Source organism: Maribacter cobaltidurans (assembly GCF_002269385.1).
GTDB classification, from domain to species: Bacteria; Bacteroidota; Bacteroidia; order Flavobacteriales; family Flavobacteriaceae; genus Maribacter; species Maribacter cobaltidurans.
Map to the genome: position 1 here is coordinate 1492915 of NZ_CP022957.1, position 24638 is coordinate 1517552.

Genomic DNA, 24638 nt, shown 5'->3' on the forward strand with positions numbered 1-24638 from the left:
CCCTCCCTGGTTAGGGAGGGGTGTTTCGAGAGATCGGAACGGGGAGGGTTGGGGTTTATAAACTATACTTTTTCCATTGGAGCAATAAAGTCCAAAAATGGATATGGGTCATAGAAAGACTATGATTCCCAATAACTGGTTATGCCGTGTGAAACAAAGCATCCGTCGCTAAAAGAGATTCCTCATCCACATTGAGTATGTTGTAATTATGGCAAAAAAGGACGTGGATCATTGGAATTTCAAAAAGGAGAGTTCGCCATAATCCCCTCAAAGACCTGGGAGCAAATTATGGTCATCATCGTAGACAAAATTCTAAGTCTTTTCCCCAATTTAGCAATCTTGCTATTCCTCAGAAATTAGTTGTATCGCCTTTTCCAAAACCTCGTCCTTCCCATTTCTAATGCCCACAATGGTAGGTTTTACTTCAACATCTGGAACAATTCCAACTCTTTGGGTCTCTTCCCCATTGGGATAGTAGACCCCAATACCGGAAATCATGGTCCTAAGTCCGCCAGGAAGAAGAATGGTGGATACGTTACCGTCCGCTCCGGCCGTAGTACTGCCCAAAACCGTGATGTTTTCCCCTGCCTTTAAGGCCATGGTCGTATATTCTGCCATACTTTGGGTGAGTTCATTGACCAACACTACCAATTTGCCTTTATAGGCTTCACCGTCATTGGGAATCTCCAAAGTATCCGTAAACGTGAATTCACCGGGATGGTCAATATTGCCCTGAGTAAATTTTACGAAAGGTGTGGATTGGGAAACAAAGTAGGGACCAAGACTAAAGGGGACAAAGATTGCAGGGTAATTCCTGATATCCACTATAATTCCCTTGGTACCCTTGAATTCCTCCTTTATTTTGGAAACATCGGATTCCTTAATGTTTTGAAGGTTTACATAACCGATATTGCCATCCAGGATCTTATAGGAACTTCCCTCGCTTTTTTTATACCATCTGAAAATCTCTAGGCTATCCTTGGGATATAAGGTCACGCTTTGTGTCCTTGGTTTCCTATCTTTCGAGATTAAAGTTATATCCAATTCCTTGTTGTTGGAACGCAATATATCCTCGGAAAGATTCCGTAACCGAGTGGGGACATTGGAAGCGGGATAATATTTTGTTTTTTCCGCTACAATTTCGTCAACGGGCTTTCCTTGGATTTCAGAAATTATATCCCCAACTTTTAATCCGTCCCTGTTTGCGAACTCCTCATTGTAATAGTCCGTCACTACCAATTGGTTCTCAATAAAACGCACATGCACAGGCGGATAATTGATTCCCTTCCAAGCATCTAACTGCTCCATATCACCATAAATATTGGCGTGCGTGTCCTGTATCTCCGCAATAAGTTGAAGCGCGGCCAGCTCGTATTCCAATTCATTTTTAGCATTTAGAAAGACAGGAATGTATTCGGCCAGTTTGGTGTTCCAGTTTTCGTCCATCAGGTGCCTATATGGAAAAAAGTAGTTGATCATGTTCCAATAACGGTACAGGGACAATAACCTATAACCATCATCCGGATACGGCATGTCATAGTACGAATTCTCATTTTTAAATTCCGGATTACCTACATTGGCGGCCTTTGTAATGTAATAGTGTTTTCCTTGTGAGCGGTTTTTATATACATCCAATAAGGCCGATTTTAAATCTTCTTCCTGTTGATATATCCATTCCAAATCTGGCTTTAGAAATGCACTTTCATTCGTGGGTTCACAATTTGTACAGTCTTCCAATTTGCCCAAAGACGTTATCCTATCCACTAATTGCCGCTTGCTTTCATTTTTATCCGTCGTCTTTATGTAGGCAGGTAAAAATCGAAAGAGTTCAAAATCCCAATTGTAATTGCCTTTTGCAATTTCCAGGTGGTGGTATTTAAGAAAACCCCAAACCCTACCTAGCAATTCCAAGCTCTCGATTTGCTTAGGTGATGGCTCCGTAAGTTCAATCCGGGAAGCATCAATAAATTCTTTATCCAGCTCTGCCTTGCTAGGTTTATATTCTACTTCCTTGAGCATCTGCACATCCTTTCCATCTATAGAAAGTACAAAATCGTCGAACCAAGCTTCTCCCTTTCCTACCAAAATACCGGCCACGTATATTCTCTGGGCATCCTCCGGATAATTCAGGGTAATACTATACTGCTCCCAATCCTTTGTACCGGTAATCTGCCGTCTTTGCATATTATCGAAAGCCAAAGTACTTCCGTTACCATCTACCCGCAGTAAAAGCCCTGCAAACCCGTCGGAGACATTTTTAATCTTCATATAACCCTTCAACTCGATGCGCTCACCCTTATAATTAGCGGGTATTTCATAGGCTATACTTCCAAAACCGTCCTCCGATTCACCGGAGTTTATCTTCCCAGCGTAGTTCCCAGAATGGGCCAAGGTATCTATTGAAATTTCATATTTCCCCCATTCAATCCAACCATCGGCTAATTGCAGTGGGTCTTTCTGGGTTTCGAAGCCCAGATTGTATTTTGAGCTTTCTTGGGCGGTACAGGAAATCATTATTGATGCTAAAAGGAAAAACAGGAATTTCTTCATTCTAAATAATGGTATTAGCGATACATTATAATTTTGGGGGGAAGTGCCTTAAAAATCCTACAAATAATTGGTAGGGACAAATAAAGAGCTGAACTTTAACGTATTGATAATAAATACAAACGGCCAAGACTTGTATTTAGATTGGGGTTCGCAATTATAAACAAAATCCTACCAATCCACTTCCAAGGTCTGTCCTTGTGTAAGGGTAATTTCTTTTTGTTTGCCGTTGTAGACCAGCGTTGGGTTTCCGGCTACCGTCGCGGTAATCACCACTTTTTTTAATTGGGTATTTTCCCATTCCAGCGCTACCTCATACCCCCCTCTGGCCTTGATACCTGTTATGGACCCAGATTCCCAAGTATCGGGCAGAGCGGGCAAAAGGAAAATTGTATCGTCCCGGGATTGCATCAACATTTCAATGACTGCTGCAGAACCTCCAAAGTTGCCATCTATCTGAAATGGCGGGTGGGCGTCCAATAGGTTGGGATAAGTACCCCCGCCTCTACGCGACCCCTTCATGTCATCCGGACCTACATAGTTGAGCAATTCCCGGTACATTTTATAGGCCCGGTTGCCATCCCACAACCTTGCCCACAGATTGATTCGCCATCCTTTGGACCATCCCGTGGTATCGTCTCCTTTTATTTCCAAGGTGGTGCGGCTTGCCTGGGCCAATTCCGGGGTTTCCTCCATCGTGATATGGTGCCCGGGATACAGGCCAAAAAGATGCGATTGATGCCGATGTTTTGGGTCCTCATCTTCCCAATCGTAATACCACTCCTGTAGATTCCCCTTTTTCCCGATTTGATACGGGTACAGTTGATCATGGACGGTCTTTACCCTTTCCCTGAATTCGCCATCGCGATCCAAAATTTCGGAGGCCTTGATAAAGTCCTCGAACAATTCCCGAATCATGGCCAAATCTGACGTGGCGCCGTACAAGGTTGCCCCTTTATACCCTTCTGGGGTGATAAAAATATTTTCGGGAGAGGTACTTGGGGAGGTAATGTAGTTGCCTTGCTTGTCCTTTACCAGCCAATCCAAACAAAACTGAACGGCACCCTTCATCAAGGGATAGGCTTCCTGGGCCAAATAATCTTTGTCCTGGGTAAAGGCATAATGTTCCCAAAGATGGGTGGACAGCCAAACCCCGCCCATGTTCCAATTGGCCCAACTGGGACCGCCCGAGTTTTCACCTACAGGATTGCTCATGGCCCAAATATCCGAATTGTGGCCCACGACCCAACCCTCTGTATCATAATAGGTTTTTGCCGTTTCCCTGCCCGTAGTCGCCACGTTGCCAATAAATCCTAATAAAGGTTGATGCAATTCGGAGAGATTGGCGGTTTCCGCCATCCAATAATTTTCCTCCACATTGATATTTACGGTGTAGTTGCTGCTCCAGGGAGGTCGCATATACGGATTCCATATTCCCTGCAGATTTGCTGGAACACCAGGAGTTCGGGACGATGAAATCAACAGATACCGACCAAAATTAAAATACAGTTCCTCCAAACTTTTATCCTCTGCTCCATCGGTATATTGCAATAAACGTTGATCGGTGGGCAAAGCTGCCTTTTCAGAAGCTTCAAGGTTCAATTCCACCCGATTGAACAAGGCTTGATAATCGGTCAAGTGGTTCTTTTGTAAGGTGGCATAAGATTTTTCCATGGCTATTTCCAGGCGCTCTTTGGCAAGGGCTTCGTTATCCCAACCTTCCGTTACAGGGTTTTTGTCAAAACCATTGAAACTGGTCCCGATGGAAATATAGATTACGGCTTCGGTGGCATTGGAGAGGGTCAGTTTGGAATCGGTAGTAGTTATCTCCCCGTCACTACTTTGTATCTCGAATAAGGAAGTGAACCGAGTCCCCCGATTTTCATCGAATTGAACCGGTTCCGGTGCATCGTCAATATAGTTGGGTTCCACATTGTAGGGCGCATATCCATTGACCATTAATTTATCCCCTTCGATTTCAGTCTTAAACTGGAGTAAACTTTGAAAATCAATACTACAATTGATGGCCTGTTTTTTGTCCGATGTCAACCGAATGGTCATAATTTGGTCCGGATGGGAAACAAAATACTCCCGTGTAAAATGAATACCGTTGTTTGTATAGGTCGTTTTCGCCATGGCCTTGCCAAGATTCAGTTCCCGGTAATACTCCGTCGATTCCCCGGAATGCCCAAAATCGATTTCCAAGGTACCCAAGGGCATATAGGATTGGGAATAGGGGCCCTGGAGTTTACTTTGCAGGGAATCGGCCAATCGATAATTTTCTTCAGCCAGCGCCTTACGTATTTCCGCAACGGCTTTGTACGCATTGGGATTGGGATTGGGTGCAACCGGTTCTCCCGACCATAAAGTGGCCTCGTTCAGGTATATTTTTTCTTTGTCAATCCCGCCAAATAGGGCCGCACCCATAGTGCCATTGCCCAGTACCAAAGTTTCCTCAAAATATTGGGCCGGTCCGTCATACCACAGGACTTTATCTGCCTGTGCGCAAAGTTTTGAAGGTAGCAAATAGATTAGAAAACCAAGACACAATAATTTCTTCATGAGGTTCTTGTTAGTAATACGGGCATAACCATTGGGCTAAAGATAAAACTAAAAGAAAAAATTCTTCCAAAAACAAAAAGCCCTTCCAAAATGAAGGGCTTTTCAAAGGTTTAAAATTTTAAATCATCATGGCACCACAGCGGATGCTACTCGGTTTACTTGAAACTGTAGGTATGCTGTCTTTTAAACGTATTCCAGGTATGCTGGATACCAAAAAGAAAGCAATTGTCCTTGGGCACCAAATCCTGTGCGGAACGGTTGACCGGTCTTTGAAAAAACAAGTTTGTGCTTTCGCTCTGCTGGGAAGGTTTTTGAAATGGCTTCATAGGATACTGTTTTTTTTTGTTACTAATTTTTTTAGCTCGATTTTAGATGGCTAAATCACCCTTGGGACGTACCCTCAAAATCACTTTAATACAAAACTTAACTATATAAAAATCATTTTGTTAAGACTGAATGTATTAAAAAAACAAACCCCTTGATCGGATTATAATCCTTTTGGCAACAGAAATGTCACCGTGATAATTTCGGTGGCTTGATTTTGTCGATTACGGATTTTTGGTATCGGTTTTTTACCAACCCTATTTAGCCCTGTACAGGTCCAAGCTCATCCTTCAAAAACAAAATATGCTTCCAAAACAAAAAAAAGCATTCCGTACCTTTGTAAGGAATGCTCTCCACTAGTTGGTTATGGTTATTAAGAGCGCAAAGGGATGTTCAACCCAACGGCAAAGGCGCCCACCATTTGTTCCACATTTGGTTGATAGTAGTACGTAAACCCTAGGTCCACATTATGGTGTTTCCCCAACTCCAGGCCAAAAGAAAGAGGCATGTGATAGATTACGCCAGTCTTGTCAAAATCATCAAAATACGTCATTGTCCTAAAGCTACCAATGGATGTTCCCACACCCAGTTCCAGATAAGGGGCTACCCACGGAATGGGGCCGCGCAACCGTGCCTTTCCTCCCAGCAACAAGGCCTTGGAGGAGGCACTTTCATCCGTAGGTTCCCCATTAAAATCCTTGCCTTGATTTCCGGTGAAAATGAAACCTGCATAGGGTCTAAAGGACACCCAAGAAGCAGCCTTTAGCACCAATTCACCTTGTAGGTAGAGTCCGTCGTTGTAAATGTCTCCCAAACTATTGTTGGGATAGCTCAAACCATATCCAATCAGGGCGTTTACGGATTTTTCCTTTATAAATTGTGCACTAGCACCACTTGTGATGAGGATTAGAAATACTATAAAAAGATATTTTTTCATATTTATATTAAGTTTTAATTGTTGTGGAATCAAATTTGCCCCAGTCTCTGAAGATTTATTTGACTTAAAATAGCGTTACGCCCTATTTTTCTGATACCAGTTTTAATTCCATTAAATTCTTTTGTACACCTTTATCTAAATTCTTTTGGAAATATCCAGTAAAAAGGTTTGGGAAAACACCTTGAAGACTTTCTTCTACATAAACCTCCGTTCCTTTTCCTGCACTTGACAGGAACCAGTTATGTATGGCTTTGGCTCCAATGGTATTTCCGGTCCATCCCAATTTTTCTTCGGGAATCATAGTATGAATTTGTGAATTAAAGGATAAGCCTCCTGCCTTCCATTTAAATGCAACTCCTTCACCTAAATCTTGGTTCAAAATAGCTTGTGTAATATCAGATTGCCAGTTTGGCCAGTCATTGATATTCGTCAATAGCCCCCATACTTTTTCTTTTGGCGCATCTATATAAATATTGAAGCTTGATTGTACGGGTGCATTTTTGTTTATAGGAATATTCATATCACCAATATTTTTGTTTCTTGTTCTATTTGTGTCATATTCAAACTGCTCGTAAATAAAAAAGGTCGCAATCAACACTGAAACAAGTGAAACTGCATAAATGAGTTTTCATTTCATTTGCTTTTACCTTTATTCTAAAACTTGAGACGAAACCAGAAGCTTAAGCACGAAAACCCCATTTTTATCCTTATAGTTATACCCTAGGGTGGTTTTATGTTCCCTAAAAACCTTCATGTCCGGACTGGTCATGAGATTATTAGTTAAAAAGGGCTCCATGGTACCCCTGAATGACAAGGTATCGATCTTTTTACCAATTCCCTTTTCAGGTTTATTGATGTTGGAATCTGGTATTTCAGTCACTATTGCAATGGATTCCGGTAAACGATACCCGCAACCGGAACAATACTTGGCCAGCGAGGAATTCTTGGCTCCACACTGTTTACATTCAAAACGCTCCATTATTTGGTAGAAAGAACCCCGTATTGATGGTCGTTCACCAAGGTATCCTGCAGTGATGGAATACCCAAAAAACGGCCAAGATCATAATTGCTAAACTCACAAAAAGATTGGTTTTGAGGTCTTTGAAAAGATTTCATAATAAACACATATTAAGTTAACAATTTTTTGCTTGATTGATAAAGGCTCTAACCTCCCTCAGGGTGTACCCATTAAATCACAAAAGTGCAAAAACCTAGCCTACATATGTATTGTATTATCATGGGTAAATGTATAAAATAAATAGGTACAATAAACGTGTTTTAAATCCCTGGTGCGCAAAAAATTAAAGGCCCCATCAGAACATAAAAAACCTTTCCTCATCTATCTCATTTCATTGACTAATCAAAGAACAAAAGCGAATTGTTTCAAACCGCCAAATCATCCTTTATGATCTCAAGGGATGTTTTCGATTTGCGTTCCAACAAGGCGAAGCCAAAAGTAAGAACGCCCACCCGGCCTATGAACATTAACAGTATAACCAAACCCTTTCCCAGATCAGAAAGTTCACCAGTAATACCCGTGCTGAGACCTACAGTGCCTAAAGAAGATGCTACTTCAAATAGGATTTGCCGCAATTCGAATCTTTCGGTATAAGTCAATAGGAAAGTGAACAGAAAAATGATACTCGTGTATAGAATAAATGTCGAAGTAGCCACATAGAGTCTTTCAAAAGGAATGATCCTATTTAAAAAGGTAATTTCTCGCTGGCCGAACAACCTACTTTTGAGTATGGATATCATGGCCGTCAATGTCGTAATCTTCATACCGCCCGCTGTTCCTGATGGCGAGGCACCAATGTACATTAAGAATATCACCAGTAACAAAATGGGAAGGCTCAATCCCCCTGTGGGGATGGTATTAAAACCTACCGTTGTCATAGCGGTCATGGCCTGAAAAAAGGATTCCGTCAATTTTGAATCCGAATTTTGAATACTAGGTTCCGATGCATATACAAGGAGGGTTCCCAACCCCAGAAGCACCACGAAGCCATAGGTGATGATTTTTGTGGTAAAGGAGATTTTTTTGGACCTACCGCTTATTCGATACCATAAATCAGTGATGACGATGAACCCTAAAGAACCCGCGATGGCCAATACGGATATAATGGTATTGACAAACACACTGTCGCTATACCCTTCAAAGCTGTCATTGAACAAGCCAAAACCAGCGGTACAAAAGGCCGAAACACTATGAAAAATAGAGAACCAAATCGCTTTTAGGGTTTCCATGCCGGATTGTCTGAATGCAATAAAGAAGCAGATGGCCCCCAGTACTTCCATAACCACAGTAAAAACCACCACACTCTTTAGGAAGTCCTTGATTTTTATAGCTTTAGGCATGGTAAACTCCGCACCCAATATTTTATTATGCCAAGCCGATATGTTACGCGTTGTAAATAACAAGTAGTACGTTGTTAGCGTCATATAACCGATACCCCCTATTTGAAAAAGGGCCATTACAATGAGCTGTCCAAAAAAATTGTAGGAATCGTATAAACTTACGGTTACGAGTCCGGTTGTAGATATGGCCGAAGTGGAAATGAACAAATTGTCTAACAGGCCGACACTGGTTTTATGAAAGATAGGGAGTGAGAGCAGTACAAACCCTACTAGAGTATACAGGAAGAAGCCCCATACCAAATTCATTTGGGGGGATTTGCTTATCTGTAACTTTTTATACCAGCGAATGAATTGCTCAATCCGACTTTTCTTCTTTTTCATTCCGCAAGTTTACGAATCACAAAAGTAGTTCGCATGCTTCAAAAAAGGTGCTTTCTAACTAAATTTTAGCTTCCTTTCAATCGCCTTGATCATTTCATTGGCTATGTCCTTGCCGGTAGCATTTTCAATCCCTTCCAGACCGGGAGAGGAATTTACCTCCAACAACAAAGGCCCTTTATTGGAACGGATAATGTCCACACCGGCAACGGCCAGATTCAGTGCCTTGGAGGCCTTTAACGCCAATTTCTTTTCCTCTTGGGTAATCTTGATCATGGAAGCCTTACCCCCTTGATGGATATTGGCCCTAAACTCCCCTTTTTCCGCTTGGCGCTGCATACTCGCCACTACCTTGCCGTTGACGACAAAGCAACGGATATCTTGGCCATTGGCCTCTTTGATAAACTCTTGCACCAAGATATTGGTGTTTACACTCTTGAAGGCATTGATCACACTTTCGGCTGCCTTGTTTGTTTCGGCCAAGACCACACCTTTTCCTTGGGTACTTTCCAATAATTTAATAATCAGAGGGGCTCCGTTCACCATTTTGATAAGATCCTTGGTATCCATGGGCGACTTGGCAAAACCCGTGATTGGAATATGAATATCATACTTTGAAAACAGCTGTGAGGCAAACAATTTATCCCGGGATTGGGTAATGGACTCCGCTGAGTTTTGGCAATACACCCCTAAATTATTGAATTGACGGATTACAGCACAGCCGTAAAAAGTGACGGCCGGTTTTATACGTGGAATAACGGCATCAAAATCCCTTAAAATATTCCCGCCTCGATATCGAATTTCCGGGGAATGGGCATCCAGTTTCATGTAAGCCTGTTCCACATTTAAAAATACGATTTCATGCCCACGGGCCTCGGCCGCTTCCATAAGGCGCTTGTTACTGTACAAATTGGGATTACTGGCCAACAAACCGATTTTCAATCCCGTTTTTTCCTTGTAATAAGGTTTATATTTTTCACCGATTTCCTCCTCGGTAAAATCCTGTACCTGATAGTTAATTGCCGGGTTCACAATATAGCGATCTGTTAAGGCCTCACGTCCCAGAAGCATCCGGAACTCCATGGTGTCCCTATTCGCTAAAGTCAGTTCAATATCAAAGGTGTTATCCCCTAAGGTAACAGGCGTACGCACTACCAAACGTTCTTCGGAAATTCCGCTGGAGCTCTTCACCATTCTGCGGTCTATTAAACGGGCCTCACAGGTAATGGCAATACTTCGGTTTTCCTGTAAGGGGTTCACCTCAAACTTCACCCATTCCTGGGCACCTTTATTGAATATTTTTAAGTTGGTCGCTTGAATGGACGATGTCTTTGCCCCGGAATCCACCCTTGCCTTAATGGCCGGGACACCAAGCTCTTTAAAAATACACCACTCTTCACTTCCTATAATGTCTAAATTTTCCAATGTTATTTTTTTCTTAGTTCAAAAATATCAGTTCTGCGGTCCCTAAGGTTGCGTACCGCACCAAATTGATTCAATTCCCGCAACAGACTAATGTCCACGTTCGCAATCAATATCATTTCTGTATTGGGCGTTGCCTCTGCTTTGATTCCGTTGGTTGGAAAGGAAAAATCGCAGGGGGTGAACACCATACTTTGTGCAAACTGAATGTCCATGTTCTGTACGTTGGGCAAATTCCCTACACTACCTGCAATGGCCACGTAGCATTCGTTTTCAATGGCCCTGGCCTGGGCACAATTTCGCACACGGGAATACCCGTTCTGCGTATCGGTCAGGAAGGGTACAAAAAGAATGTCCACCCCTTCTTTGGCCAACAGCCGTGGAAGTTCTGGGAATTCCACATCGTAACAGATCAACACCCCAATTTTACCACAGTCGGTATCAAAGGCCTGTAATTTGGTGCCGCCCTGCATGCCCCATACCTTGGCCTCGTCCGGGGTCACATGCAATTTTTCATAGCGTTCCATGGTACCGTCCCTACGGCATAAATAGCCCACATTGTACAGTCTACCATCAATGACTTCCGGCATGCTGCCTGTGATAATATTGATGTTATAGGTGATGGAAAATTCCGAGAATTTCTGTACCAAAACTTCGGTATGTTTGGCCAGCTCACGGATGGCGTCCGGAGTGCTCATATGGTTGTTTCCCGCCATTAAGGGCGCATTGAAAAACTCCGGAAATAGGGCAAAATCCGATCGATACCCTGATACGGCATCGATAAAATATTCCGCCTGCTGCAAGAGTTCTTCAATATCCTTATACGGACGCATCTGCCATTGGATCAATCCTAAACGGACGATGGTCTTGTTTACGGATACCGCTTCCGAAGGCTTTTGGTAATAAATGTTATCCCATTCCATGAGAATGGCGAAATCATTGGAATCCTTATCCCCTTCCAAATACCCCTTCATGACCTTGGAGGGGTGAAAATCGTTACTGATCTGAAAGTTCAATACGGGGTCCTCGATTTCCTTATGGCGTACCTTTTCAATATACTGCTTTGGGGTAAGCTCGTTGGCATACTTATGAAAATTGGGCATCCTACCCCCAAAGACGATACTCCTTAGATTGAGCTTCTCACATAGTTCCTTACGGTAATCATATAACCTTCTGCCCAGACGCATGCCCCTAAAGCCAGGGACAATAAAAACATCGATACCGTAGAGCACATTGCCATCGTCTGAATGGGTATTAAAGGTATAGTTGCCCGTTACCTTCTTATAGGTATGACTCGTCTCGAATTTGGCATAATCCACAATAATGGAAAGGGCGCAACCTGCCAGTTTTCCATTGATCTTAATGACTACCTGACCTTCGGGAAACTTCTTGATCAATCTATCGATTTCCTTTTCCGTCCAGAAAGCATCGTGCATATTCAGATAGGAAGATACCATGGCGGCCTTTAACTCCTTATAGTCCGAAAGGTTAAGGTACTCCAGTTCTATATTTTCAATTTCCTCTACTTTCATCTCTTGAAATTCTTTTTTTTTGGAAGGTCTGATGTGTCCCGTGCTCGAATATTTATACGGTAACCAGCTCAAAAAAGTCTGGTTTAATGGCATGTTCCCTTATCGATTTACACCAAAACCGACCTTTGACAAAAAAGTATGGGTTTAGGCAAAAAACCCAAACCCAATAATCTCTCTATGTAATTGATGTACTTCCGGTTTGAGACGACCCAAGGTTAATCCACGTCATCTTCCCCATCCACCATGTCCTTGGGATCAGGCTCCATGATTGCATCTGGATCATCATCATCAAAATCCTCGTAATCGTCTTCATCGTAGTTTTCCATCGTATACTCCAACTTGGCACTAATCTTTACCAAATATTTGGTGTCCTCCGTTAAAACCTCAACGGCCTCGATACGTTCACCTTGGGCATTTTTAAAGGATATGATATTACGATCATCATACCCATCAGGGTATCGCTCCACCAAAAGTTTCAGTACCTCGGGGGTCAACTTCTTGAAATCTACAATGACTCTTTTTAAATGTGCGTTCTTGTCCATAATAATTATAAGTCCAAAAGATAAGCAAAAATTAAAGGTGCAACAATGGTCGCATCACTTTCTATAATAAATTTAGGGGTGTCTATATCCAGTTTTCCCCAGGTAATCTTTTCATTGGGTACGGCCCCGGAATAGGAACCATAACTGGTGGTACTATCACTGATCTGGCAGAAATAGCTCCAGAATGGCGTATCCGTACGTTCCATATCCTGATACAGCATAGGGACCACACAAATAGGGAAATCCCCGGCTATACCTCCACCAATCTGGAAGAACCCGATACCGTTTTCGGAGTTATCGGTATACCAATCCGCCAAAAAGGTCATGTATTCAATTCCCGATTTCATGGTACTGGCCTTCAATTCTCCTTTTAAAACATAAGAGGCAAAAATGTTCCCCATAGTACTGTCTTCCCAACCCGGACAGATAATGGGCAGGTTTTTTTCCGCTGCAGCGTACATCCACGAGTCCTTCAAATCTATTTCATAATACTCCTCCAAAACACCGGAAAGTAGCATTTTGTACATAAACTCATGCGGTAGATAACGCTCTCCCTTATCATCTGCATCCTTCCATATTTTAAAAATATGTTTTTGCAGCCTACGGAAGGCTTCTTCCTCTGGAATACATGTATCCGTTACTCGGTTCAATCCTTTTTCCAACAGATCCCACTCCTCTTGTGGGGTAAGATCTCTATAGTTGGGTACACGCTTATAGTGCGAGTGCGCTACCAAATTCATGATATCCTCTTCCAGGTTGGCCCCGGTACACGAGATAATCTGCACCTTGTCTTGGCGGATCATCTCCGCGAAAATTTTTCCCAATTCTGCCGTACTCATAGCCCCTGCCAAGGAAACCAACATCTTGGCTCCATTATTCAGTTGCTCCTCATACCCTTTGGCGGCATCCACCAAGGCGGCAGCATTGAAGTGTAAATAATATTTTTCAATAAAATTGGAGATTGCTCCCTTATTCTTCGTCATCATTAAATTTTAAACTATTGTTCGATTTATAGTCCACATCATAAGTGTTGTCATACTCCTCATCTGCGTCCTGTCCCATAAACTTATAACTCAACATCTTATAATACAACTTTGCGGCAACAAAATCTGAGGATTTAGCCGATGGATTGGGGCAGAGTTCGACCAAATCGAACCCAACTACATTCTTTTCCTCGAAGACCTGCTTTAAAAACTCTAGGGTCTCGTACCAAAGAAGCCCGCCAGGTTCCGGTGTACCCGTAGATGGCATAATGGAAGGATCCAAGGCATCCAAATCAAAGGTAATGAAGACATTGTCTGTCATGGCCTCGATGACTTTATCCATCCAATACTCATCGGCTACCATTTCATGGGCGAAGAATGTTTTCTCTTCGTCCATAATCGTTTTTTCTATGGCATCCATGGAACGTATCCCAACTTGCACCAGATTGGTGGTCTGGCTGGCTTCGTGTAGGGCACAGGCATGGTTGTATTTTGTGCCAGCATAAGATTCCCTCAAATCTGCATGGGCATCTATATGCAATACGGTTAGGTTGTCAAAGCACTCGTTAAAAGCACGGATGGAACCAATGGAAATGGAATGCTCCCCTCCTACCAAGGTTACAAATTTATTTCGTTTTATATAGTCCTTTGTGATTTTGTGGACTTCGTTCACCATGGCTTCCGGCGAGGTGTGGCCCTCAACGGCTTCTGCCAAGTAAATACCTTGTTCGTACACCTCGGTATCGGTCTCTATATCATAGCGCTCCATATTCTCAGAGGCTTCCAAAAAGGCCTTGGGTCCGTTTACCGTTCCCTTACCCCAAGTCGTGGTACCTTCATAAGGGACCGGAATCAAAATAACCTTAGCGGTTTCCAATTGTGCGAATTTGTCAGGTATACCTGCATAATTCTTTGATGTACTCATTGTTTTAAAGTTTGAACAAATTAATTAGATAGTTCTTTTTTGGCCTTTGCCGTTTTTTTATTTTTCTCTTTTTGATACTCCCCATAACCCAAAATTTCCAAAAGGTCCTGAGCAGTCTGTTGTGGACTGTATAACGTGGTTACCAATTCTCCCTTATCGTTCTTGTCAATAAGGATATGTTTGGGCTGCGGAATGAGGCAATGCTGTAAGCCCCCAAAGCCTCCTATAGTTTCCTGATACGCCCCGGTATTAAAGAAACCAATATACAAAGGCTTGTCCCTTTTGTATTTGGGCAAATAGATGGCGTTCATGTTCTGTTCGCTATTATAGTAATCGTCACTATCACAGGTTAATCCACCCAATAGAACCCTTTCATACTCATCGTTCCAACGGTTGATGGGCAACATGATAAAACGTTTGTTGATGGCCCAGGTATCGGGTAGGGTAGTAATGAAAGAAGAATCGATCATATTCCATTTCTCACGATCGTTCTGCTGTTTCTGATAGAGAATTTCATAAATGGCTCCACCACTTTCCCCTACGGTAAAGCTCCCGAATTCCGTAAATATATTGGGAACCGGTACGTCGGCCTCGGCACAGGCAATATTGATTTGGTTCAGGATTTCGTCCACCATATATTGGTAGTCATACTCAAAGGCCAAGGAATTCTTTATGGGAAATCCGCCACCGATATTAAGACTGTCCAAAGAAGGGCAAATCTTTTTAAGCCTTACGTAGACCTTAAGACATTTTACCAATTCGTTCCAATAATAGGCGTTGTCCCTTATACCGGTATTGATGAAAAAATGAAGCATCTTAAGTTCCACCTTATCGTTGTCCTTGATCTGGTTTTCGTAGAAAGGCACAATATTCTTGTACCCGATGCCCAGTCGTGAGGTATAAAACTCAAATTTTGGCTCTTCTTCCGAAGCAATGCGTATGCCCACCTTAAAGGTATCATTTATGCTATCCGATAAAAGGTCTATTTCCTCGTAGTTATCAATAATGGGGATACAGTTGTCATGCCCGTTATTGATCAACCTCGCGATATTCTCAATGTATTGTTCGCGCTTAAACCCGTTGCAGATAACATAGGCATTATCCTTTAGTTTACCATCCTTTTTTAGCTGCTCTACAATGTTGATATCAAATGCAGAGGAAGTTTCAATATGTATTTCGTTCTTTAAGGCCTCATGCATTACATGTTGAAAATGGGAACTTTTGGTACAATAGCAATAATGGTATTTACCCTTGTAGTCGTTCTTTTTAATGGCTGTAGAAAACCAGTTTTTTGCCCTGGCAATATTTTCCGATATTTTGGGTAAATAGGTGAATTTCAAGGGACTTCCATACTCTTCCACCAGTTCGTTCAAAGGAATATTATGAAATTTCAAGTTGTCTCCATCCAGTTCAAATTCCTCTTGTGGAAAGAAATAGGTTTGATCGATCAGATCAATATATTTAGTATTCATTTAAAAAAGTACTTTTATTATGTTGGAAAATACGTTATATAATTTAAAAAAGTGTGCTCATATCATGTTAAGAAAACATGATGTATTGTCCAATCAAATAAGAATTTGTTCCTGAGTAGTGGGAATGAAGAAATAGATGTGCTGACTTTGCACAATCGAAGTATTAAAAGCGGAAGTTAGCTTTAATATTCGGCTGCTTATCTTATAAGCCATTTTTGGGTTTGACTTCCTAATTCCCAAAAATCCGAACATAGAAACAAATTGCATTCTGTTCAGCTAAAGGCAAAGGCCTTACAAAGAGATTTCTCTTATTTTACGGCACAAATGAAAACAAAAAAATTGAAAAAACAACGGTTTTGAAACAAAATACGTTCAAGGGAACAAAATAGACCAAAGAGGTTGATTTTTTTATTTCATAAAAACCACAAGTTATTTATATTCAGTATCTTAATCCCTATCTTTAGACATAAACGCATTAAGATGAAACATAAGAAATATATAGAAAAAATCCATTTTGCGATTTTTGCCTTGTTGGTCACCTTGGCAAATGCCCAAATTTCTTCCGGCGTGTACCTATCCAATGAGGAAAATATTCGTCATGAGCTTAAAATCGATAAGGGTTATCTCACACATACTATCTACAAGACGAATCCCGCCGAGTTTGTAAAGACGCTTGGAGGCTTCTACACGGCCGATGGCTACAACATCAAAATTAATCTCGAGTTCAATTCCGACTTTGAAAAGGACAGTCTTAAAGTGATGGAGATACCCTATTCGTTTAATGCGAATAATATCACTTTTCAGTTGGAAAAAGCCGTTACCTTAGAAAAAAAGCAACCCATTGAACAAGACTTGGATGGACAATGGTTATTTGCCACTCGTGGCCCAGATACAGGGCAGGAACGCCGTGGCGAGGAAAATCCGAGAAAAACTTTAAAATTCTTGCTGGATGGACGTTTTCAATGGATCGCCTACCAAACGGAGACCATGCAATTTTCCGGTACCGGAGGGGGAAGCTTCACTTCCAAGGACGGAGTTTACACAGAAAACATTGAGTTCTTCTCAAGGGACAATAATCGTGTGGGGGCCAGTTTAGAGTTCAATTACGAACTAAAAGGCGACGATTGGCACCATACGGGCCAAAATAGCCGGGGCGAACCGATGTATGAAATTTGGTCCAAAAGAAATTGATGTAGTTCCTTTTGCATAAAATTGACAAAAAGTTCTATTTTTGCCAGCCTATTTGGCCTCGTACCTACCTAAAGGTAGATAGGGTTCTATAAATAGATTGAGTTTTAGGGATACGATAAATTGAATCTTGAAAACTTTGAAAAAGTGAATATTGGCCTCGTAGTTCAATGGATAGAATAGAAGTTTCCTAAACTTTAGATGCAAGTTCGATTCTTGCCGAGGCTACAAATAAATGCATATAGATGCACCGAAGGTGCTGCAACCGAAAATAAAAAAAGGACAGCTTGCTGGTCCTTTTTTTGTTGGAGTTTGTAAAGCGATAGCCATCTGTATGCATTTTCAACATGAGCTACCAAAGAACAACGAAGTTATCTCTTGCCGAGGCTTATTTTAGATATCAAGAAAATCTAAATATTGTCTATAAAAAAGGACCACTCGACTGCGCTCGAGGTGACATAAAGATAGGATTTACGCATTATCAAATACCCGGAATATCCTAGTCAAAAATCATTAATCCTTTCCTCCACTATTTTTTAACTGGCTATCCATACTATCTTCAGCGAATTTTCCCTGGACGCTCCAACCCCCATCTACATAAAACAATTGTCCTGTAACATAACTGGATTCATCAGAGGCCAAAAAAACGGCTGGGCCAATCATTTCTTCAGGTTCACCTGTTCTTTTCATGGGAACCACACGACCCCAATTCTCCCGATATTCCGGATCCTCTTCCAAGTTTCTTGCTGTGTTTATCGGGCCTGGACCAAATGTATTGACCCTAATCTTATACGGCGCCAGTTCAACGGCCATTTGCTTGCTCATAGCCTCGATTCCCCCTTTGCTCGTGGAGTAGCAAATTAGGTTCTTTACGCTCAATACCGAACATATGGAAGATATGTTGATAATACTACCTCCGTTTTTGTTCTTTTTCATCAATTTGGCCGCCTCGATGGCACAGAACAAGGTCCCTTTAATATTCAGATTGATGACCTTATCAAACAAGGCTTCCTCGGTATTAAAAAAATCACTCCAACCTGTGATGCCGGCATTGTTGACCAAAATGTCCAATCGTCCATATTTTTCCTCGATATATCGGAACATATTGCGAATATTTTCCACTTTGGAGACATCGGCCGCATACAATTCCGCTTTGCCTCCCCTGCTACTAATTCCGTCGACAACGTCCTTTGCATAATCAGCTGCAGGTAAATCATTTATGATGACAATGGCACCTTCCGCAGCAAACCCTTGGGCAATTTCCCTACCTATACCTTTACCTGCACCCGTTACCAACGCAATCTTTTTATCGAGTCTCATGTTCAGCTATTTAATTTTATAAATCCTCCGTCAATAGGATAGTCCGTACCTGTTATAAATGCGGCCTCATCACTACATAGATATAGTGTCAAATTCGCTATTTCCTCGGGCTTTGCCATTCTACCGATAGGTTGCGTTTGCGATAATTTTTCAAACATTTCCTCTTGGTTGTCCGGAAAGTTTTTGACAAGATAGCCGTCCACAAAAGGTGTATGTACCCTGGCCGGCGAAATGGAATTGCAGGTGATATTGTCCTTGATAAAATCCTTGGCTACGGTTAGGGTCATGTTTGCCACGGCGGCCTTGGACATGGAGTAGGCAAACCTATCCTGAATTCCGATGGTTGCCGCTATGCTTGCCATGTTGATGATTCTCCCACCACCATTTTTCTTCATGAGGGGTATGGCCGCATGCAAGCAATTATAAACCCCTTTTATATTGATTTGATAAATTCGGTCTAAATCTGCTTCGGTTGTCGTCTCTGCCGTACCAATATGGGCAACCCCTGCATTATTGACCAGAATATCTATTTTTCCAATGGATTCAAAAGTGGAAACAACCTCCTGTTGATGGCTTACATCACAAATATGCACCTGACCCTTTCCCCCATCTTTTTGAATCATAGACAATGTTCCCTGGCCTTCTTCCTCATTTATTTCTAAAATATGAACTGTTGCACCCCGTTTTGCCAAGACCACTGCAATGGCGCGTCCTATCCCACTTCCTGCTCCCGTAACAACGGCTATCTTATCCTTTAAACTGAACATATTTTACAAAATTGGTTATGCATTGCTGCAGGTTTGTTCCTGTCTGCCCAAACCTTCTATTTCCAAGGCCACATTATCCCCAGCCTTTAAGTACTTGGGCGGCTTCATTCCCAGACCTACCCCTGGTGGGGTCCCGGTAGAGATTACATCTCCTGCCTCAAGGGTCATAAACTGCGAAAGGTAGTGTACCACATAATAACAATCGAAAATCATGGTATTGGTATTTCCGTTTTGCATCTGTTCCCCATTGACCCAAAGTTTCATTTTTAGATTATGTACATCCTCGATTTCCTCGGAAGTTGCCAAAAACGGACCTAAAGGGTTAAAGTTATCACAGGATTTTCCTTTCGTCCATTGCCCGCCCATCTCCAGTTGAAAGGCCCTTTCCGATACATCGTGGGATATACAATAACCGGCAATATAGTCCTTGGCTTCCTCAGCACTGCTCAAATATCTGGCATCTTTACCAATCACAATACCCAACTCCACTTCCCAATCGGTTTTTTCACTATTTCTTGGAATAAGAATATTGTCATTGGGCCCAACTACTGTGTTGGCCCCTTTTTGAAAAATTATGGGCTCCTCCGGTATGGCCATGCCCGATTCTGCGGCGTGATCCGAGTAATTAAGTCCTATACAAATGACTTTACCCGGACGGGGAACACAAGACCCCAACCGAACCTTGTCATCCACCTCTGGATACTTGGATAATTCCAGACCACGTAGTTTTTCGAGTCCCCCATTTTGAAAAAAGGAGCGGTCCCAGTCCGTAAAGGTGCTGGATAAGTCCCTTCTCTTGCCTTTAACATCCAAAATTCCCGGCTTCTCCGCTCCAGGTTTGCCAAATCTTATAAGTTTCATTTTTAATTAATTTTAATTTTCAGCTGTGGTCTTGCACTTTTAAATTTTAAAAATGTAAGTCTAGTATTATATAATTTGTTTCCTCTTCAATTTCCTAATTGCATTATTTTTGGCTTTATACTCGTATTTTCCTTTTTCCACATCAATTTTTTCCAATATTTTAATTGCCTCGGGGTTACCAAATCTTCCTAAACCTTCAATTGCATGTCCTTTTACAGAGGCATCTGATAAACAATTAATCAAAACATCATAAGCCTCATCGGATTTTATTCTAGCTAAAGTTCCCATTAACATTTGTCTAGCTATTCCAAAGGATTTATTGCGACAAATATCCAATATTTCAGTATATGAATTTTTGTCATCAATTACGTAAAGAGCGTTACCTACAATCCATAAATTTTCTCCCTTTTCCCTTTTAAATAAGTTGATTAGCGTTGGAACCGCCTTTTGATTCCCCTTTTCAGTTAAAGCTCTGATAACCATTTCCGCCTCATTTCCATTAAGTTTATCAAGATATTTAATTAAAATATCTACATAAGGTTTGGACGACATTTTGGAATTTACTAGTCTATCAATTGGCCTAAGAACTTCTCCAAAAACTTCCATATCCTTAATTCCATGCTTTTTAAGCTCCGTATTAAGTTCATTATATAGGTCCATAAATTGTCACAGCTAAATGTTATATAAGAATCCGGGCGCACCTTGATAACCACAATCTTTAACTACAAATAGGGCACCTGCCAAAGGTTGTTCCTGTAATTCCTTATCGGTCAGATCTACCTTTGCCGAAGTTACAAAGAGATCTTTTAAATCCTTTCCGCCGAAGGTACAGGAAGTGATTTTTGCTGCCGGAAACTTAATGCTTAACAACTTCTCTCCCGTTTTGGGGTTCCAACGCGTTACCTGCCATCCGCCCCAATGGGCAATCCAAAGCATCCCTTCTGAATCAATGGTCATACCATCGGGAAAACCTTCCTTCTCTTCTATCCTTATGACCACTCTTTTGTTTTTAATATTTCCGTCGGCCTTATCAAAATCGTAAGCTACAACGGTTTGTGTTGGTGTGTCAATAAAATAAAAAGTTTGGTGATCCAGGCTCCAGGCCATTCCGTTGGAAATGGTAGTGTTCTTAATCTTTAAATCGTTTTCATTATTTGAAAAGGCGTAGACCGCTCCTGAATTGGCATCTTCGGATAGGGACATACTGCCCACCCACAATCTGCCCGCCGGATCACACTTCCCATCATTGAACCTATTACCCGGTAAATGGCTTTCAGGATTATCTACATATTCTATCTTTCCAGTTTCCCTGTCTAAAAAACCGATACCCGATGTAGAAGCTAAAATAAAATTGTTGTCGCTGCATACCGCAATACAGCCAACCATTTTTTTAACCGGATAAATCTTGTGATTCTTTTTGCTCGGCGAATACTCGTGAATTTCCCCGTTCAAAATATCCACCCAACAGATTACATTGTTTTTAGAATCCCAAACCGGTCCCTCGCCTAATTCACATTGGTGACCATGTACAACTTCTACCTCCATGATTTATATTTCTTTCAGAAATTCTGGAATATTCACAAGCAAGATCTTAACTATTCCTTTGATTTTTCCTTTGCAAAATTCAACAGAAGGGGAATGGCCGGATACACCATGTTATGCCCGTACCCATCCAATTCCATCAATTCCACATCAGGATGGCCAATAACTTTCATCATCCTATAAAAATAGGCGGTTTCCTCGTACCTGCCCAGCATTTCCAATTCCCTGTTTCCGGTAATCAACAACATGGGCGGAGCATCCTTCCTAATATGGAATAAAGGTGCAAACTCATCCACTATCGCCTGCGTACCAGGTATACCCATTTCCTTCCGGATGGTAAAATGGGTGATGGAATGCCCACTAAAGGGAATAAGTCCGGCAATTTTATTGGCGTCAATGTCATACTTGGAAAGGTAACCGGTATCCAGGCCTACCATACTGGCCAAATAGCCTCCCGCAGAATGACCCGTTACAAAGATTTTGTTATTGTCCCCGTGATATTTTTCAATGTTTTTAAAGGTCCAAGCAACCGCAGCTGCGGCATCCTCAATATAAACAGGGTGCTGCACTTTTGGATGTAAGCGATAATTCACGGTCACGACCACCACTCCTTTTTCCTTCAATCCATCAGGAATATGCTTTTCACCGCCTTCCAATCCCCCACCGTGAAACCAAACCACAACGGGAACATCTGTAGTGTCCTTGGGATAATAGACATCTAGTTTGCAGCGCTCTTTTTGATAGTCCGTTTGTGAATCCGTGAGTCCATTATAATACCCAATATTCTCTTCTAGGGTATAGGACAGGTCCTGGGCCAAGGCCGGAAGACCTATGCACATTACCAAAATCAGAAAGAAACTTCTTTTCATGCTCTACTTATATTTATTAATCCTGAATTTCGACTACCATTTCAACTTCAACGGCCATATTTCCGGGCAATGAACCCATCCCTACGGCAGCCCTTGCGTGTTTTCCGTTTTCACCAAAAACTTCGACCATTAGGTCGGAATATCCATTGATCACCTTGGAGTGATCGGTAAATTCGGGTCCCGCATTGACCATGCCCTTTACCTTCACGATTCGTTTTACCTTACTTAGATTGCCCAATTCCTCCTTTAGAACGGACAATTGGTTGATACCCGCTTCCCTAGCCGCATTGTAGCCTTCCTCAACCGTCAGGTCTGACCCTACTTTCCCTACTACATTTTCCCCATTTGCTTGCTTTGGTCCTTTTCCGGCCAGAAAAAGCAAATTTCCCGTTCGTACGGCATGCACATAATTTGCAACAGGTTTTCCGATAGGTCTTAAAGCAATGCCCAATTGTTCCAGTTTCGCTTCGGGATTATAGTCTGCTGCAGGTTCATTTTTCTCTGTGGTCTCGTTTTCGGAAACCTTGGTTTGGCAACTGGTTAGGACCAAAAGAAAAAATATGGGAATCAGTTTTTTCATAAACTAAAATAAATTGCGTGAATATTGAACCAAGGTAATCTTTAACATTTTACTTTACAAATACCTATATCTCCTGATTTACATTCAATTAAAATTCAATCCTACCTTTTTAAAACCTATTAATCATTCAATTTTATACAGTTAAACTATGATTTTCTTAAAAAACAAGGGAAATTATGGCATTTTTATTAGCTTAGCATGCTAACCAAAAAACATAATAACAAAACCAACAAATATGACGAGTTCAACAGCAACTTCAAACGTAAATGCGAACAGACTGTTCTATGCCAGTTGTTTCGCCTTGATTACCACTGCCTTTTCATTTAGCATTAGAGCAGGTATCTTACCCCAATTAAGCGAAGAGCTAAGCCTCACTGGAGAGCAATTAGGATTTATTAATTCTATGTGGTTTCTTGGATTTCCTTTGGCAATGATCGTAGGTGGACTTATATACCATAAAGTTGGCGGCAAAGCCATCATGCAATTTGCATTTTTTGCCCATACTCTAGGGATTATTCTCACTATATATTCCGGAAGCTATATTGGCTTGTTGATTTCCACTTTGTTTATAGGACTCGGTAACGGTTGTACCGAAGCAGCTTGTAATCCCATGATTGCAGATGCCTATCAAGGCTCACGAATGAGCAAGATGCTTAACCGTTTTCATATGTGGTTTCCTGGAGGAATTGCAATAGGTAGTTTATTATCGAAATTCATGACTGATGGCGGTTTATCATGGCAGACCCAAATATGGATAATTCTAGTACCTACGATTATTTATGCTTTCCTATTTTTTGGACAATCTTGGCCAAAAGCAAAAGTGGAGGAGGCAGCAACTTTAAGCGGCAATTTTAAATCAATATTCTCCCCGTTATTTCTTTTTATTGCCTTCTGTATGACATTAACCGCCATATCTGAATTTGGACCAAACCAATGGGTGGGTCTTATCTTAGATAAAAGTGGTGCCAATCCAATGATTATTCTTGCATTAACCACTGGATTAATGGCCATAACGAGATATTTTGGCGGTGATTTTGTTAAAAAATTCGACCAATCAGGTGTACTTCTTGGTTCTGCTATTTTAGCTACCATAGGAGTGTATTTATTTAGTACCCAAACAGGTGCTATGGCTTACTTGGCCGCTATCTTTTTTGCGTTCGGAATAGCACTGTTCTGGCCTAATATGATTGGTTTTGTAGCCGATAAAATACCAAAGAGTGGAGCATTAGGAATGTCTATTATAGGAGCCATTGGAATGTTCATGACAGGAGCCGTCCAACCGGTTATTGGCGGATGGATCGATAGTGATTTAGCTGAAGCAGCTAGAGAAGGTTTTACGGGTGATGAACTACAATTAGTAGCAGGACAAATGACGTTAGAAAAACTTACTCTTTTCCCCGGAGCTTTAATAATTCTTTTCACGATTCTATATTTTTGGATGAAAAACAGAAAATCCGGTGAAGTGGCTACTGCTTAATACCTTATTATCAATATTAAAAAGGGACCATAGTTATGGTCCCTTTTTTATT

General features: G+C 41.5%; 23 protein-coding genes and 1 tRNA gene. 3 read left to right on the forward strand and 21 right to left on the reverse strand.

Annotated elements, in window-relative coordinates:
- Nucleotides 1-342 precede the first annotated feature (342 nt).
- The 14 genes from CJ263_RS06395 to CJ263_RS06455 all read right to left on the reverse strand — a co-directional run bounded on the left by CJ263_RS06395 (nt 343) and on the right by CJ263_RS06455 (nt 15982).
- Nucleotides 343-2550, reverse strand: a complete 2208-nt coding sequence (locus tag CJ263_RS06395) for a S41 family peptidase (protein WP_094996502.1) — start codon at nt 2548-2550, stop codon at nt 343-345.
- Nucleotides 2551-2718: 168 nt separating this feature from the next.
- The gene (locus CJ263_RS06400; RefSeq protein ID WP_094996503.1) at nt 2719-5109 is read right to left on the reverse strand and encodes a glycoside hydrolase family 95 protein; all 2391 of its coding nucleotides are present in this window, start codon (nt 5107-5109) and stop codon (nt 2719-2721) included.
- Between the two features lie 155 nt (nt 5110-5264).
- The gene (locus tag CJ263_RS20885) at nt 5265-5435 is read right to left on the reverse strand and encodes a hypothetical protein (protein WP_158657094.1); all 171 of its coding nucleotides are present in this window, start codon (nt 5433-5435) and stop codon (nt 5265-5267) included.
- 371 nt (nt 5436-5806) lie between these two features.
- Nucleotides 5807-6370 (reverse strand): hypothetical protein, encoded by a 564-nt coding sequence (locus CJ263_RS06410; protein ID WP_094996505.1) that lies wholly within the window; start codon nt 6368-6370, stop codon nt 5807-5809.
- An 82-nt stretch (nt 6371-6452) separates the two neighbouring features.
- The gene (locus CJ263_RS06415) at nt 6453-6890 is read right to left on the reverse strand and encodes an SRPBCC family protein (RefSeq protein WP_158657095.1); all 438 of its coding nucleotides are present in this window, start codon (nt 6888-6890) and stop codon (nt 6453-6455) included.
- Between the two features lie 129 nt (nt 6891-7019).
- Nucleotides 7020-7349, reverse strand: coding sequence for a zinc ribbon domain-containing protein (locus CJ263_RS06420; protein ID WP_094996507.1), 330 nt, complete (start codon nt 7347-7349; stop codon nt 7020-7022).
- Nucleotides 7349-7486 (reverse strand): hypothetical protein, encoded by a 138-nt coding sequence (locus CJ263_RS20890; protein WP_158657096.1) that lies wholly within the window; start codon nt 7484-7486, stop codon nt 7349-7351. Before CJ263_RS20890 ends, CJ263_RS06420 begins: the two co-directional genes overlap by 1 nt.
- 267 nt (nt 7487-7753) lie before the next feature.
- Nucleotides 7754-9109, reverse strand: coding sequence for a TrkH family potassium uptake protein (locus tag CJ263_RS06425; RefSeq protein ID WP_094996508.1), 1356 nt, complete (start codon nt 9107-9109; stop codon nt 7754-7756).
- Nucleotides 9110-9163: 54 nt separating this feature from the next.
- Nucleotides 9164-10531, reverse strand: coding sequence for a 30S ribosomal protein S6--L-glutamate ligase (rimK, locus tag CJ263_RS06430; protein ID WP_094996509.1), 1368 nt, complete (start codon nt 10529-10531; stop codon nt 9164-9166).
- A gap of 2 nt (nt 10532-10533) precedes the next feature.
- A complete protein-coding gene (locus CJ263_RS06435) occupies nt 10534-12060 on the reverse strand; it encodes a bifunctional GNAT family N-acetyltransferase/carbon-nitrogen hydrolase family protein (RefSeq protein WP_094999139.1) in 1527 nt (508 codons plus the stop codon).
- A gap of 215 nt (nt 12061-12275) precedes the next feature.
- Nucleotides 12276-12602 (reverse strand): hypothetical protein, encoded by a 327-nt coding sequence (locus tag CJ263_RS06440; RefSeq protein ID WP_094996510.1) that lies wholly within the window; start codon nt 12600-12602, stop codon nt 12276-12278.
- A 5-nt stretch (nt 12603-12607) separates the two neighbouring features.
- Nucleotides 12608-13585: a deoxyhypusine synthase family protein gene (locus tag CJ263_RS06445; RefSeq protein WP_094996511.1), complete on the reverse strand. Its 978-nt coding sequence runs from the start codon at nt 13583-13585 to the stop codon at nt 12608-12610.
- Nucleotides 13572-14510 carry an agmatinase gene (gene speB, locus CJ263_RS06450; protein WP_094996512.1) on the reverse strand — a complete coding sequence of 313 codons (939 nt, stop codon included), beginning with the start codon at nt 14508-14510 and terminating at the stop codon, nt 13572-13574. The genes CJ263_RS06445 and speB overlap by 14 nt, the downstream gene beginning before the upstream one ends.
- 20 nt (nt 14511-14530) lie before the next feature.
- Entirely contained in the window at nt 14531-15982 is a 1452-nt protein-coding gene (locus CJ263_RS06455) for an arginine decarboxylase (protein ID WP_094996513.1), read from the reverse strand.
- A 480-nt stretch (nt 15983-16462) separates the two neighbouring features.
- Between CJ263_RS06455 and CJ263_RS06460 the strand changes: the two genes are divergently transcribed.
- Nucleotides 16463-17173 (forward strand): hypothetical protein, encoded by a 711-nt coding sequence (locus CJ263_RS06460; RefSeq protein WP_094996514.1) that lies wholly within the window; start codon nt 16463-16465, stop codon nt 17171-17173.
- A 153-nt stretch (nt 17174-17326) separates the two neighbouring features.
- Nucleotides 17327-17398 (forward strand) — tRNA-Arg (locus CJ263_RS06465).
- Nucleotides 17399-17683: 285 nt separating this feature from the next.
- Here CJ263_RS06465 and CJ263_RS06470 read toward each other — a convergent pair.
- From CJ263_RS06470 to CJ263_RS06500, 7 genes are all read right to left on the reverse strand, one after another.
- A complete protein-coding gene (locus tag CJ263_RS06470) occupies nt 17684-18490 on the reverse strand; it encodes an SDR family NAD(P)-dependent oxidoreductase (protein ID WP_094996515.1) in 807 nt (268 codons plus the stop codon).
- A 2-nt stretch (nt 18491-18492) separates the two neighbouring features.
- On the reverse strand, nt 18493-19257 hold the full coding sequence (locus CJ263_RS06475; RefSeq protein ID WP_094996516.1) for an SDR family NAD(P)-dependent oxidoreductase: 765 nt from the start codon (nt 19255-19257) through the stop codon (nt 18493-18495).
- Between the two features lie 15 nt (nt 19258-19272).
- Nucleotides 19273-20118 carry a fumarylacetoacetate hydrolase family protein gene (locus CJ263_RS06480; RefSeq protein WP_094996517.1) on the reverse strand — a complete coding sequence of 282 codons (846 nt, stop codon included), beginning with the start codon at nt 20116-20118 and terminating at the stop codon, nt 19273-19275.
- Nucleotides 20119-20184: 66 nt separating this feature from the next.
- Entirely contained in the window at nt 20185-20778 is a 594-nt protein-coding gene (locus CJ263_RS06485) for a HEAT repeat domain-containing protein (protein ID WP_094996518.1), read from the reverse strand.
- A gap of 12 nt (nt 20779-20790) precedes the next feature.
- Nucleotides 20791-21663, reverse strand: coding sequence for an SMP-30/gluconolactonase/LRE family protein (locus tag CJ263_RS06490; protein ID WP_094996519.1), 873 nt, complete (start codon nt 21661-21663; stop codon nt 20791-20793).
- A 50-nt stretch (nt 21664-21713) separates the two neighbouring features.
- Entirely contained in the window at nt 21714-22529 is an 816-nt protein-coding gene (locus CJ263_RS06495; RefSeq protein WP_094996520.1) for an alpha/beta hydrolase, read from the reverse strand.
- 16 nt (nt 22530-22545) lie between these two features.
- Entirely contained in the window at nt 22546-23109 is a 564-nt protein-coding gene (locus CJ263_RS06500) for a RidA family protein (protein WP_094996521.1), read from the reverse strand.
- 235 nt (nt 23110-23344) lie between these two features.
- Between CJ263_RS06500 and CJ263_RS06505 the strand changes: the two genes are divergently transcribed.
- Entirely contained in the window at nt 23345-24586 is a 1242-nt protein-coding gene (locus CJ263_RS06505; RefSeq protein ID WP_094996522.1) for an MFS transporter, read from the forward strand.
- The last annotated feature ends 52 nt before the right edge of the window (nt 24587-24638 follow it).

Coding starts and splice junctions, on each gene's coding strand:
- CJ263_RS06395 (WP_094996502.1), bottom strand. CDS start 2,550: ATGAAGAAATTCCTGTTTTTCCTTTTAGCATCAATAATGATTTCCTGT.
- CJ263_RS06400 (WP_094996503.1), bottom strand. CDS start 5,109: ATGAAGAAATTATTGTGTCTTGGTTTTCTAATCTATTTGCTACCTTCA.
- CJ263_RS20885 (WP_158657094.1), bottom strand. CDS start 5,435: ATGAAGCCATTTCAAAAACCTTCCCAGCAGAGCGAAAGCACAAACTTG.
- CJ263_RS06410 (WP_094996505.1), bottom strand. CDS start 6,370: ATGAAAAAATATCTTTTTATAGTATTTCTAATCCTCATCACAAGTGGT.
- CJ263_RS06415 (WP_158657095.1), bottom strand. CDS start 6,890: ATGAATATTCCTATAAACAAAAATGCACCCGTACAATCAAGCTTCAAT.
- CJ263_RS06420 (WP_094996507.1), bottom strand. CDS start 7,349: ATGGAGCGTTTTGAATGTAAACAGTGTGGAGCCAAGAATTCCTCGCTG.
- CJ263_RS20890 (WP_158657096.1), bottom strand. CDS start 7,486: ATGAAATCTTTTCAAAGACCTCAAAACCAATCTTTTTGTGAGTTTAGC.
- CJ263_RS06425 (WP_094996508.1), bottom strand. CDS start 9,109: ATGAAAAAGAAGAAAAGTCGGATTGAGCAATTCATTCGCTGGTATAAA.
- CJ263_RS06435 (WP_094999139.1), bottom strand. CDS start 12,060: ATGAAAGTAGAGGAAATTGAAAATATAGAACTGGAGTACCTTAACCTT.
- CJ263_RS06440 (WP_094996510.1), bottom strand. CDS start 12,602: ATGGACAAGAACGCACATTTAAAAAGAGTCATTGTAGATTTCAAGAAG.
- CJ263_RS06445 (WP_094996511.1), bottom strand. CDS start 13,585: ATGACGAAGAATAAGGGAGCAATCTCCAATTTTATTGAAAAATATTAT.
- speB (WP_094996512.1), bottom strand. CDS start 14,510: ATGAGTACATCAAAGAATTATGCAGGTATACCTGACAAATTCGCACAA.
- CJ263_RS06455 (WP_094996513.1), bottom strand. CDS start 15,982: ATGAATACTAAATATATTGATCTGATCGATCAAACCTATTTCTTTCCA.
- CJ263_RS06460 (WP_094996514.1), top strand. CDS start 16,463: ATGAAACATAAGAAATATATAGAAAAAATCCATTTTGCGATTTTTGCC.
- CJ263_RS06470 (WP_094996515.1), bottom strand. CDS start 18,490: ATGAGACTCGATAAAAAGATTGCGTTGGTAACGGGTGCAGGTAAAGGT.
- CJ263_RS06475 (WP_094996516.1), bottom strand. CDS start 19,257: ATGTTCAGTTTAAAGGATAAGATAGCCGTTGTTACGGGAGCAGGAAGT.
- CJ263_RS06480 (WP_094996517.1), bottom strand. CDS start 20,118: ATGAAACTTATAAGATTTGGCAAACCTGGAGCGGAGAAGCCGGGAATT.
- CJ263_RS06485 (WP_094996518.1), bottom strand. CDS start 20,778: ATGGACCTATATAATGAACTTAATACGGAGCTTAAAAAGCATGGAATT.
- CJ263_RS06490 (WP_094996519.1), bottom strand. CDS start 21,663: ATGGAGGTAGAAGTTGTACATGGTCACCAATGTGAATTAGGCGAGGGA.
- CJ263_RS06495 (WP_094996520.1), bottom strand. CDS start 22,529: ATGAAAAGAAGTTTCTTTCTGATTTTGGTAATGTGCATAGGTCTTCCG.
- CJ263_RS06500 (WP_094996521.1), bottom strand. CDS start 23,109: ATGAAAAAACTGATTCCCATATTTTTTCTTTTGGTCCTAACCAGTTGC.
- CJ263_RS06505 (WP_094996522.1), top strand. CDS start 23,345: ATGACGAGTTCAACAGCAACTTCAAACGTAAATGCGAACAGACTGTTC.